11 protein-coding genes are annotated in these 11,947 nt (G+C 46.1%); 3 read left to right on the top strand and 8 right to left on the bottom strand.

What is annotated here, in order from left to right; translation table 11 throughout:
- Positions 1-23 precede the first annotated feature (23 nt).
- The 7 genes from panC to dksA all read right to left on the bottom strand — a co-directional run bounded on the left by panC (position 24) and on the right by dksA (position 7,013).
- The gene (gene panC / locus DN730_RS10675) at positions 24-875 is read right to left on the bottom strand and encodes a pantoate--beta-alanine ligase (protein WP_115468130.1); all 852 of its coding nucleotides are present in this window, start codon (positions 873-875) and stop codon (positions 24-26) included.
- Positions 872-1,699 carry a 3-methyl-2-oxobutanoate hydroxymethyltransferase gene (gene panB, locus DN730_RS10680; protein WP_115468131.1) on the bottom strand — a complete coding sequence of 276 codons (828 nt, stop codon included), beginning with the start codon at positions 1,697-1,699 and terminating at the stop codon, positions 872-874. Before panB ends, panC begins: the two co-directional genes overlap by 4 nt.
- Before the next feature lie 3 nt (positions 1,700-1,702).
- Positions 1,703-2,188, bottom strand: coding sequence for a 2-amino-4-hydroxy-6-hydroxymethyldihydropteridine diphosphokinase (folK, locus tag DN730_RS10685; protein WP_115468132.1), 486 nt, complete (start codon positions 2,186-2,188; stop codon positions 1,703-1,705).
- A 17-nt stretch (positions 2,189-2,205) separates the two neighbouring features.
- The gene (gene pcnB, locus DN730_RS10690; RefSeq protein WP_115468133.1) at positions 2,206-3,642 is read right to left on the bottom strand and encodes a polynucleotide adenylyltransferase PcnB; all 1,437 of its coding nucleotides are present in this window, start codon (positions 3,640-3,642) and stop codon (positions 2,206-2,208) included.
- A 553-nt stretch (positions 3,643-4,195) separates the two neighbouring features.
- Complete coding sequence (locus tag DN730_RS10695) at positions 4,196-5,629, bottom strand: sigma-54 dependent transcriptional regulator (protein ID WP_115468134.1); 1,434 nt, start codon at positions 5,627-5,629, stop codon at positions 4,196-4,198.
- A 66-nt stretch (positions 5,630-5,695) separates the two neighbouring features.
- Positions 5,696-6,577, bottom strand: a complete 882-nt coding sequence (gluQRS, locus tag DN730_RS10700) for a tRNA glutamyl-Q(34) synthetase GluQRS (RefSeq protein ID WP_115468135.1) — start codon at positions 6,575-6,577, stop codon at positions 5,696-5,698.
- Between the two features lies 1 nt (position 6,578).
- A complete protein-coding gene (gene dksA, locus DN730_RS10705; protein ID WP_115468136.1) occupies positions 6,579-7,013 on the bottom strand; it encodes an RNA polymerase-binding protein DksA in 435 nt (144 codons plus the stop codon).
- A gap of 168 nt (positions 7,014-7,181) precedes the next feature.
- Between dksA and DN730_RS10710 the strand changes: the two genes are divergently transcribed.
- Positions 7,182-8,345 (top strand): aminotransferase class I/II-fold pyridoxal phosphate-dependent enzyme, encoded by a 1,164-nt coding sequence (locus DN730_RS10710; RefSeq protein ID WP_115468137.1) that lies wholly within the window; start codon positions 7,182-7,184, stop codon positions 8,343-8,345.
- 18 nt (positions 8,346-8,363) lie between these two features.
- On the opposite strand, the gene DN730_RS10715 is transcribed toward DN730_RS10710, so the two are convergent.
- Positions 8,364-10,205 carry a DUF3413 domain-containing protein gene (locus DN730_RS10715; protein WP_115468138.1) on the bottom strand — a complete coding sequence of 614 codons (1,842 nt, stop codon included), beginning with the start codon at positions 10,203-10,205 and terminating at the stop codon, positions 8,364-8,366.
- An 82-nt stretch (positions 10,206-10,287) separates the two neighbouring features.
- Between DN730_RS10715 and DN730_RS10720 the strand changes: the two genes are divergently transcribed.
- Positions 10,288-10,731, top strand: coding sequence for an RDD family protein (locus DN730_RS10720; protein WP_211313870.1), 444 nt, complete (start codon positions 10,288-10,290; stop codon positions 10,729-10,731).
- Between the two features lie 208 nt (positions 10,732-10,939).
- Positions 10,940-11,929, top strand: a complete 990-nt coding sequence (hemB, locus tag DN730_RS10725; protein WP_115468140.1) for a porphobilinogen synthase — start codon at positions 10,940-10,942, stop codon at positions 11,927-11,929.
- Positions 11,930-11,947: the final 18 nt, after the last annotated feature.

An 11,947-nucleotide genomic window follows, 5' to 3' on the forward strand; every position in this document is an offset into this window, starting at 1 on the left:
TCTCCCTAAGTTGAGTATAAGAGTTACGATAGCTCGACCGTGACGTTATCAATCAATCGAGCTTTGCCTAGATAGGCTGCAACTAGGATCACTAGCTGCGTCTCTTTCTCTGACGGTGGTAATAAGTTATGTTGCGCGCGAATTTCAAAGTAGTCACGTTTAAATCCTTCTGCTTCAAGCTTCTGTTGAGCTTGTTCACAGATATCGCTGTAACTGGCGCGACCTTCTAAGAGCTGTTGTTTTGCCCAAATAAGGGTTTGATAAATCATGGGGGCCTGAGCGCGTTCTTGCTCGCTCAAGTACCCATTACGAGAACTCAATGCTAAACCTGATTCGGATCTTGCAATGTTAACGCCAATAATTTCAACATTGGAACTCAGGTCTCGAGCCATGTCTTCGATGACTTTTAATTGTTGATAATCTTTGTTACCAAAAATCGCACAATCGGGCATGACAATGTTAAATAGTTTGGTGACGACCGTTGCAACACCGACAAAGTGCCCTGGACGAGACGCGCCACATAGGATGTCCGATAAACCTGTCACTTCTATTTGAGTTTGACTGCGTTTGCCGTCTGGGTACATCTCTAATGCAGATGGGGCGAACAGGTAGTCACAGGTATTGTGTTCAAGTAGAGCCTGATCTTCGCTCAAGGTACGTGGATAGCGTTCTAAGTCTTCATTGGCTGAGAACTGCATGGGGTTAACAAAAATAGACGCTACGACGATATCGCCTTCTTGACGAGCTCTACGGACTAGTTCCATATGACCATCATGAAGGTTTCCCATGGTTGGAACAAATGCTATACGCTTGTCTTGTAAGCGGTCATGTTTGAGTGCGGCGCGAAGCTCAGCAATGGTGTGGAATGTTTTCATGCGTCGAATGTATGCTCTGCTGCTGGGAATGTACCATTTTTTACTTCAGTCACGTATGCGGTGAAAGCGTCTTCGATGGTGCGCCCATTAGTTAAGAAGTTTTTAACAAATTTTGCTGGCCGCCCGATGTTTATGCCCAGCATATCGTGCATCACAAGTACTTGTGCGTCGGTATCTGCGCCTGCGCCAATACCGATGACTGGGACGGGAACCGTCTCTGTTAAACTTTTACCCAGTTCACTGGGAATGCATTCATATAAAAGGATGTCGGCACCGGCACTGACTAATTCTAACGACTCTTTTAGGATAAGGTCTGCTGCTGCTTTGTCTTTTCCTTGTACTTTATAACCACCAAGTTTATGTACAGCCTGAGGCGTCAGTCCTAAATGCGCGCAGACCGGAATGCCTCGTTCAGAGAGTAAGCGTATGGTATCGCTTAGCCAGCTGCCTCCCTCTAGTTTCACCATATTCGCACCTGCCTGCATGAGTTTAGCCGCATTGTCGAGTGCTTGAGTCGGAGTGCTGTAACTCATAAAGGGCATGTCGGTCATGATAAAGGCATGCGAATTGCCGCGTTTGACCGCTGCTGTGTGATAGCACATGTCATCAATCGAGACGGGTAGTGTACTGTCCTGCCCTTGAACGACCATGCCAAGTGAATCGCCAACTAAAATAGTTTCAACGCCAGCATTATTCATGGCATGGGTGAAGGTAGCGTCATAGCATGTTAAGCAAGTAAACTTTTCACCGTTACGTTTCATTTGTTGTAACTTGGATAAGGTGATAGGACGAGTTGGCTTGTTTACGGTCGTATCTGAGTACATGGCTTATTCTTCTTTGATTGATATCAGGTCACTGATATCAAGGTGGCTAATATGCTCTCTAACGGTTTTGTCGTTGTGGAGGAGCAGCTCAGGCGCTAGATCAAGCAAAGGACGGATCACGAACCCGCGTTCTAGCATATAGGGATGAGGAACCGTCAGTCTGGGTAACGTGATGGTCTCTTGATTAAATAAAAGAATGTCTAAATCAAGTGTGCGAGGACCCCAATGTCGTTCGCGTACACGACGATGGGATTGTTCTATGCTTTGTAATAAATCTAGAGTGGCGATGCCATCCAACGGTGTGTGGAACGTGGCAACGGCGTTGACATAATCCGGTTGATCTTGAGGGCCGACTGGTTTGCTTCCGTATAGCTCAGACACCCTGAAATGTTTAATTTCGGCATGACTTGATAAGAAATCGATGGCGCTTCTGAGTTGCGCCACTGGGTTTTCAAGGTTACTGCCTAAACCAATATAAACCTGATTCATGTGTTGCCTTAAATTCGTTATTCCTGTTCGCGTTTTGCGTTGCTTTTACGACGGCGAGGGCGACGTTTTTTGGGTTTTGAGTCTTCCGTAGCCGCTGTGTTGCTTCGAGGGTCCGCTGAACGAATAAGATCTCGTTGCTGATTTTCGGGGGACTTTTGGAATTCAGTCCACCATTGTCCCAGCCCGCCTAATTCTGTACCACTTTGCTCTCGGATCAATAAGAAATCAAAGGCCGCACGAAATCGCGGATGTTGAAGCAATGTAAAAGCCCGCTTACCGTAGCGTTTCGGCAAACGGAATTGCAAATCCCAAATCTCGCGCATTGGTGTTGAGAATCGTCGAGGGATTGCGGTGGATGCAACTTGGTTGTCGAGTACCATAGAGGCAGCTTGATGCAGTGCCGGTAAGACTGGGAGTCCTTGTTTTTCAAATTCTTCATGTCGCAGCGCAACACTTGGCCAGAGTAAAATCGCATATAAAAAATAGGGGGCTGTGCTTTGGCCGCCTTGGATTCGCTGGTCGGTATTTTTTAGGCCTTGCAAAATGAACGCTTCAGGTGAAATATCTTCTCGCTGCCAACCACTTTGCAGTAGTGCATCTGTGTCTGGAAATAGATACTTAAATAAGCCGTATTCACGTAGCAATCTGAAGGTTACTTCACCATTGCCGCTGCCTAATAGCTTGATGACTTCTTCAAACAAGCGTGCAGGTGGAATGTGATCTAAAAGCGGCGCCATCTCTTTGATAGGGGCTGCTGTGTTAGCTTCAATATCGAAACCAAGCTTGCCTGCGAAACGAATGGCGCGCAGCATCCGTACAGGATCTTCTTTATAGCGCTGACGAGCGTCACCAATAATTCTGATTTGACGCTTCTCAATGTCTTCTAAGCCACCACAGTAATCATGGATGGAAAAGTCTTTGATGTTGTAATACAGGGCGTTAAAGGTGAAGTCGCGGCGCTCAGCGTCTTCATCTATGGTGCCGTATACATTGTCTCGAAGAATAATGCCATGTGAAGAACGAGCGGTATCTTTATCTTTAAGAGATTTCCTTCCATCGTGTACAGGCGGTTTTTCTTGGTTGTTTGTATTCGCTCTGAAGGTAGATACTTCGATGATTTCGCGACCAAAAGTGACATGAACAAGCTTAAATCGACGACCAATAAGACGGGAGTTAGAGAACAGCGCATGCACATCCTCAGGCGTGGCATTTGTCACGACATCAAAATCTTTTGGTTCGATGCCGATCAAATTATCTCGGATACAACCGCCGACAAGAAAGGCGTCAAACCCTGCATCACTTAGGCGATACAATACCTTTAACGCATTAGGGCTGACATGTTTTCTCGAGAAAGAGTGATTGTCTCGCGCTATCTCAAGGGGATATTGTGAGAGCTCTTCTGAGCCGAATAGAGACGTCGCTTTACGAACCAAAGATTTAAAACCTGCAAGCATTATATGACTGAATTTTAATAATTAATGAATCTGGCTATTCTACACGGGCTGAGTAGAAGTTACACGAGAAAGAAGAGTGTTAAAGAAAGATCAAATTAAGAAGGAGAAAATGACAAGGCGTGACAAAGAGATAAAGCGAAAATAAAATAATCGCTTTGGATACATGAAGATACGAGTTCCGAAAACAAAGTGGGTGCTGCTTCTGCAGTTCTACTCAGGTTTTATTTTTATTATTGCAATGTTTTCATCGCCTTACGGCTTGCATACCTAAAAAAATCAATTATCCAAAGCGATTTTTCCATCCATAGCCTCAAGTTTTTATTTTTATTTGAAGAGGCTACGGTGTTCCTTGATCTTATTTTTATTTTCAGGAACGTACAATGATCAACTTATTTTTATTATGGTCAATCTTGTTATCGTTGTGTCATATATAAGGCATTTGTTGTGCCAAATTTTTCAATATGCTGAAAAATAAGGATTTTTATTGATTGTTGTGCACTTTTTTTACAATTTAGATGTATCTTGGTGTGTATATTGGTAACAAGTGTTACTTTTATTCTGTTACTTTTTTGGGGATGCCGAGTTTCTGGCGTCGTTCCCATAGGCTTTTTCTGGATATGCCCAGCGACTGTGCGAGTTGTGTTTCGGTCATTTTATGTTGGTGCGTTAACACAAAATGCTTGAGGTAATCGTCCAGTGTTGTGCCTTCTATTACAAATTGATCATTTGTTTGTTGTGGATGAGAGGGGGAGGGTTGTCTTGATGGCTTATCAGGCAAGCCTTCCTTTGTTTTGAGCTTTAAATTGCTGGCTTCGAGTTTGCCGTCGGGGCTTAAAATGACGGCCCTTTCGATCGCATTTTCTAATTCTCGAACATTCCCGGGCCATGTATGGCTTAGAATTGCTTTATCAAATGCCTTAGTGTACTGGGGAAGCGGCTTGTCGTGCTTGGTGCAAGCTTTCTTGAGCAGGATTCTGGCGATCTCCGAAATATCATGTTCACGATCTCTCAAGGCGGGTACAGAGAGCTCCATGACATATAATCGATAGTATAAGTCTTCTCGAAACATGCCGTTTTTGACCATCTGAAGCAGGTTTCTATGAGTTGCCGTGACAAGGCGTATGTTGACTTTAGTGGATGAAACTGCCCCGACACGGCGTATCTCACCTTCTTGTAAGACCCGCAGCAGGCGCGCCTGTGCTTCCAGTGGTAGCTCACCAATTTCATCGAGGAACAGTGTGCCATTGTCTGCAGCGACGATTAGACCATCTCTCGCGGACACAGCACCCGTAAAGGCGCCTTTTTCGTGACCAAAGAGCTCTGATTCGATCAGGTTTTCAGGGATTGCTGCGCAGTTTACGCTAATGAGCGGCTGTTCTGCGCGTTTAGAGAGGTTATGTATGGACTTCGCAACAAGTTCCTTACCAGTCCCCGACTCACCATGAATAAGGACGGTAGCGTCAGTACGCGCAACCTTATTGAGTTCATCAAATAATACTCGCATCGCTTCACTGCTGCCGATGATGCCACTCTCGGGTGTCCCTAGTAGTGGGACGCTGTCAGCGGTATCGAGCTGATCAAATAAACGTATGGAGGGTTCGACGTGTCCACTTGTTTGCTGCTCATTAGGGGATGTTGATTTGTTTTTTTGCTTTTCCAGCACGTCTATAACGTGTGCTAGGACTGTGTCTGAGTCTGTTGGCAGCGGAATGAAATAGTCGGCACCACCAGCCATATAGTCAATGGCAGCGTTTAGGCTTGGGCGGCGATCAAAAATAATATACGGACGCTGCTGAATGCTATTTAGGGTGTCTCTGGAGGTCTGTGCGGCATCAATCAGTAGGATTTCAAAATCCTCCAGCTCATAGTATTTATTCGCTTGCTCCAAACTTTTGCTGACATTTACATGGAACCCGTTTCGGCTCAGCCAGCGATCGACATCTTTAAGCGGAGAGTTATCCTCGCAGATCAGCATTACGTGGTACATCGTGTCACCTCTTGTAACTTGGTGTAACGATTATACACATCAAGTCCGGTGAGAGGGCAATAAGGGTTATTGAATGAAATGTAGATCTTGGGAGTTAAGAGCAAGGTTGTGGTGTGCAGGTAGGTTTCTATTCCAATTCTCGGTTGCCCACTTGAGCAGTGTGTCGATTGATCGCATTGCGGGGATGTTACTGAAACCTAAGTAATGGAGGACGCGCCGAAGCGTATCGGTGCAGCCATCATCAATCGCTTTCGCGTGGTTTTGCTTGCTGATTTTATCGCCTTGCGCGTTGACGATGAGAGGAATATGGCAGAGTTTGGGAGCTTGCCATGTGAATTGATCGTATAGCCAAAGTTGCTGACCAGTCGTCTCTAATAAGTCGGCACCACGAACAATATCAGTGATGTTTTGTAAGTGATCATCAACGACAACGGCGAGTTGGTACGAGAAGTAATTGTCTTTGCGTTTTAATACGGGGTGATTGCGGAGCTCGGACAAGTCAAAGTGCTGCGTGCCTTGGATAGGATCTTCATAGGTGTAGCAGCCTTGTTCGCATTTTGCCCGCCATGAGTGAGGGGTGTTCGTGTGCCCATTACAACAGTCGGGATGTAGGCCGCCCGTGCGCTTTAAGTCGGCTCGAGTGCAATTGCAGGGATATACTAGACCAAGATCAAAGAGGTGCTCTAAGTGGTTTTGATACAGTTCGTGTCGGTCTGACTGATACAGTATCTCTTCGTCTGAGATGAGTTGGTAACTGTTGAGTGTCTCAATAATGGTTTGTGAGAAATGGGAAGAGCAACGAGTTCCGTCTACGTCTTCAAGGCGAATAAGCCATGTACCAGCTTGGGATCTGGCATCTAGGTAACTGGCAACGGCACTAAGAAGGGAGCCAAAATGTAACGGGCCTGTTGGCGACGGTGCAAACCGGCCCCGGTACATGTGACACATATTAGTTGCCGATTTGTTTCTCTTTGATCTCTGCTAGCGTTTTGCAATCAATACACATTGAAGCGGTTGGTCTCGCTTCTAAACGGCGAATACCGATTTCAATACCGCATTCATCACAGAAACCATAGTCGTCTTCGTTGATGCGTTCGATGGTTTGGTTGATTTTTTTAACCAGTTTACGTTCACGATCACGAGCACGAAGCTCTAGACTAAATTCTTCTTCTTGGCTGGCACGATCATTTGGATCGGCGTAGTTTACCGCTTCTTCTTTCAAGTGGTGAACTGTGCGATCAACCTCTTCCATTAGGTTTTGCTTCCAGTTGAGAAGGATGTTTTTAAAGTGCGCCAACTGTTTTTCGTTCATGTACTCTTCCCCTTCCGCTGCAACGTAAGGAGTAAAGTCTTTCATCAATGATTCAGGATTCGTATTTGGCATAGCGTTGCCTCACTTCCCAGGTGTTCCGTGTGGTAACCTGTTTACATTAAGTTAACGTGGTTTAAATTTTTCGGGCGGAAAGTTATCAGATAATGTGCCTCAGAACCACATATTTTTACCTGATTAGCGTATTCCTTTTTACTAGTTCTCAGAAATTCACGAGTTATCATGCAAAAATTAGCAAATCGAGTGGCGAATATAGCTCCGTTTCAAGTGATGGCAATCATGGCGCGAGCAAAGCATTTACAGGCTTTGGGTGAAGATGTCATCCACCTTGAAGTGGGTGAACCGGATTTTATTGCGCCCGAAGCGGTTAATCAGGCTGGAGCGGAGGCGATCGCGCAAGGTAAAACGGGCTATACCGCTGCGACGGGGCTTCCAGAGCTACGTCAAGCCATCAGCAAATTCTATCAAAGTCGCTATCACGTTCAGGTTGCGCCTGAGCGAATTGTTGTGACCCCGGGCGCGTCGGGAGCACTGTTGTTACTGAGCTCTTTGATGGTTAACGAAGGTCAAGAGGTCCTCATGCCAGACCCTTGTTATCCGTGCAATCGCCACTTTTTGGCTCAAGTTGGGGCGCGGGCACGAATGCTCAACTGTGACGCGAGTAATAATTTTGAGATACCGTTGGAAGCGCTCGATCAGGAATGGGACGAGCATACTGCGGGAGTTTGGTTAGCCTCCCCTGCAAATCCTACGGGATCTGTTCTAAGCCAAGAGTATGTGTCGCAAATATGGCAGTCCGTTCGACGTCATGAGGGGCATGTGTTGGTCGATGAAATTTACCAAGGGCTTGTTTTTGAGGGAGAGGACTTTACTGCCTTGTCGGTAAGTGATGATATTTTTGTGATCAATAGCTTCTCTAAGTACTTTGCTATGACTGGGTGGCGATTAGGTTGGATAGTGGTACCGGAGTGGGCAATTGATGGAGCGACAAAATTGGCCCAGAATTTGTTTATTTCTGCGCCAGCTATTTCGCAGCACGCTGCTATTCGAGCGTTTGAGTCAGATGTATTGGCTGAGTGTGAGGTGCGTCGTCTGGAGCTCGCAACGCGGCGAAAAACCTTAATTAAGGGATTAAAGCGTATAGGGCTTCCCATTGCGTCCGCACCGCAAGGTGCGTTCTATATCTATGTGGATGTTTCTGGGATCACCGAAGATGCCATGGCGTGGAGTCTTAGGTTGCTGGAAGAAAAGCACGTTGCAGTGACACCAGGAGCAGATTTTGGGGCTCGCGATGCCCATAAGTATGTACGCTTCGCTTACACCTGTGATAGCCATCGATTAGAGATGGCTATTGACCGAATTGCGGATTTTATAGCGGGTTATTGACAGGGGAGCGCACCGCTTCTATTGGTAGAAGCGGCCGATCTCTTGTAATACTTCTAATGTAACCTTTGCTGGCATTTCTTTGTCGGTCGGTTGAAGGTCTAGATCTGTTATCTCAAATTGCCCTGTAGGGAAAGTTGTAATAATCCGATCTTCCATTAGTACACCGTAGTTAAAGTAGCTGTGCACCAGAAGCCATTCCCTTGGAGTGCTGTCAAACAGGGAGCGACCACTGCTGTATTCGCGCATTGGCACATCGACCCCTAATGCTTCCTGTAGCAACGTCGGCACAATGTCATAATGACTAGTACGGTAATCAAATTGTTGGGCGGCTTTTCCTGGCCATAGAATGAGTAAAGGCACGTGAGTTTGGTTTTGGGTGAAGTTGCTGCCATGCCCCCAGTAGTTCATTTTTGTCTCGTTAAATTCTTCACCGTGATCAGACGTAAAGATCACGATCGTATTGTCTAATTTCCCAGTTTCTTCAAGTGTTTCATAAATGGTTTTGATTTGCTCATCTATAAAACGTAGCGCTGTGCGGTAGCGGTTTTTATAGGGTAATGGGTCGAAGTCTGGCCCCAGCTCGACATGGTCCACTCGGTCCCAGTATGGCTGAAATTTCGGCTCAAAATCGGGCGGTGGAGCGTAGCCATGGGCCGCATCAAAAAACACGAAGCTGACGAAAGGGTCGGTCTCTTTATGTAGGAATTTAGTGAGGTTACTGACCATTTTTTCATCTCGCTGATAAGGCGTATCACCCTCTGTTTTGGTTTTTAAATTGGGAATGTTACTGAAGGCGTTGCGGTGAAAGCTTGGATTGATTAGTGGTCCGGAACCAAAAATCCCTGTTTGATAGCCTGCATCTAATAATGTGCTAAAAAACACGGGTGGACGTTGAGCAGCCGTAAAAGCATCCCAGTACGTGGGGGGGAGAGCATAAAAGAGGCTAAAAATACCGCCTTTCGTGACATTGCCACCGCTTTGGTGATCGGTGAAATACTGAGCATCTGGCTGATTAATTAGTGAATAAGTGAAGGGGGTTGTTTGCGCATCAAAGGTATCCCCGCGCCAGGCGTCGGCAGTGACAAATAGAATGTTCGGTTTGTTGTTGCTGTGGACCTCAAATCCTTCGGTTGGATAGTTGAGCTCGCTCCCCGCGACATTGTGAAGAGAAGGGCGTTTACTGACTGTGTGGGGGTCAATCCAGCCTTGTTTGGACATGAATTCTACTGCTGTCGCTGGTTGGTACAAAGGTAAGTGTCGTGTCATGCCGCGGATCTCAGCGTTTCCATGCGCGTCATACCAAACATGTAAGACATTGGCGCTTAAAAAGCTCACTACAACAGCGAGTGAATAGAGCCAACGTGAGCCTTTGAAACGATTATTCAGCGTTAGACGAACACTGAGCCAAATGGAGAAGGCAGCATATGCGGCAAATAAAGCCACCATAAATACACTGACTGCTATTGTGTACCAAGACACTTTAATTACCTGACTGGCGCCCTCGCCAAAGACAAGGCTCCAAACGAAGCCACCTAAATGAAAACGGTATAGTTCGTATACACGAGTGTCGGTATAAAGAAGAACCAATGTGGCGCTACCGATAAGCCATAGGATTGTATAATTAAGATGACGTTGCTTGATGATCGGCGTGATCAGTGTCGAGAGTAGTGTGCCTAGCAAACCTAGTAATCCAATCTGACCGATGTAGGCTAGGGTCAAATAGCTCTTACCGAGCCAGCTGGGGGCATGAATGAAGCTGAGATAAGGGGTGCTGATGAGGTAAGCTGCTAACGTATACAGTAAGCCAAACAGCATGCTGATCTTGGCCCATTGCCAGCGAGTTATTGATTTTGGTCTCATTATCTACAAGTTTCCGGAGTCATGCTTTGAAGTTCGTTAAAATGGCTGACATTATACCCGATTTTCGGGTCTAAGGATGACAATGACTGTGCAACTTAAACGCATTTCTTTATGGCGCCGCTTGGCCGCTGCTTTCTATGATCTTCTCTTGCTACTGGCGTTGTATTTTTTGGTGGGTTGGATCGCCGTGATGAGCAACGACGGTGAAGCGGTAGATGGTCGATTGCTATTTTGGCCTTTGTTGTTGATTGCATGGGGCTTCTTTGCGAAGTTTTGGTGTCATCCAGGGCAAACGTTGGGGATGCAAGTTTGGAAATTTCGGATTGTGAATAAGTACGGAACTGCATTGACGTTTCGTCAAGCCTCAGCTCGCTTTCTGTTGTCATTGATATCTTGGGCGTGCGTCGGCTTAGGGTTTATTTGGGTACTTATCGATCGTGACGGGTTGGCATGGCATGATCGACTCAGTCATACACGGCTTGAATTCATAGATCATCAGGCAAAGTCAGAGTCAAAAGGCCGTTAGAGTTATTCTACTGTGGCCGTTTGCATGATATTTCCTACACAAGGATGGCCATCTCGGTATTGTTGTGGTCTAAAATAGTAGGCGCACAAATGGGTAAGAAGTTATTACTAACGCTCTTTCCCTTGTATTCTTTGACATTTCTTGTTCCTGTAACCTAATTGTCATAATTTATTTATAGTTTACACCACATAACGTAAGGAGTTGGTATATGACCTTCCCGATCACCCGTATGCGCCGCATGCGAAAAGATGATTTTTCACGCCGTTTAATGCGTGAGCATCGCTTGAGCGCTGACGATTTGATTTATCCTATGTTTGTGATCGAAGGGCAGAATACTCGAGAGATGGTTTCTTCTATGCCAGGCATAGAACGCGTCACAATCGATTTGCTGCTTCAAGAAGCGCAAGACCTAGTGGATCTAGGGATTCCTATGGTGGCGTTGTTTCCGGTTGTTGGTGACGACAAGAAGTCTTTAGAAGCAGAAGAAGCGTATAATCCCGAAGGGTTGGCCCAGCGAGCAATACGCGCATTACGAGAGCATTTTCCTGACCTTGGTGTGATGACTGATGTCGCATTGGATCCTTTCACGACGCATGGTCAAGACGGCATCATCGATAATGATGGCTACGTGATGAATGACGTGACCGTTGAGGTATTGGTGAAGCAGGCATTATCACATGCCGATGCAGGTGCTCAAGTCGTCGCACCATCCGATATGATGGACGGTCGTATCGGAGCTATACGAGAGGAGTTAGAAATCGCGGGCCACATTCATACGCGCATTATGGCTTATTCCGCGAAGTATGCATCGTCTTATTATGGCCCTTTCCGTGATGCGGTGGGCTCAGCAGGAAATCTAGGTAAAGGTAATAAGTTTACCTATCAGATGGACCCTGCAAACAGCGACGAAGCGCTTCGAGAAGTAATGCTGGATCTAGAGGAAGGCGCGGATATGGTCATGGTTAAGCCTGGTATGCCGTATTTGGATGTTGTCCGACGCGTAAAAAGTGAGTTGGGAGTACCAACCTATGCTTATCAAGTGAGCGGAGAATATGCTATGCAAATGGCTGCATTCCAAAATGGCTGGCTTGATAAAGATACGGTCATGATGGAATCGCTTTTGGCATTTAAACGTGCCGGTGCTGACGGTATCTTGACGTATTTTGCAAAAGACGCAGCACGTCTTCTAAAACAGTGAATTAGGTTGCCAGAATTC

This window comes from Marinomonas piezotolerans (genome assembly GCF_003362755.1).
GTDB lineage: Bacteria > Pseudomonadota > Gammaproteobacteria > Pseudomonadales > Marinomonadaceae > Marinomonas > Marinomonas piezotolerans.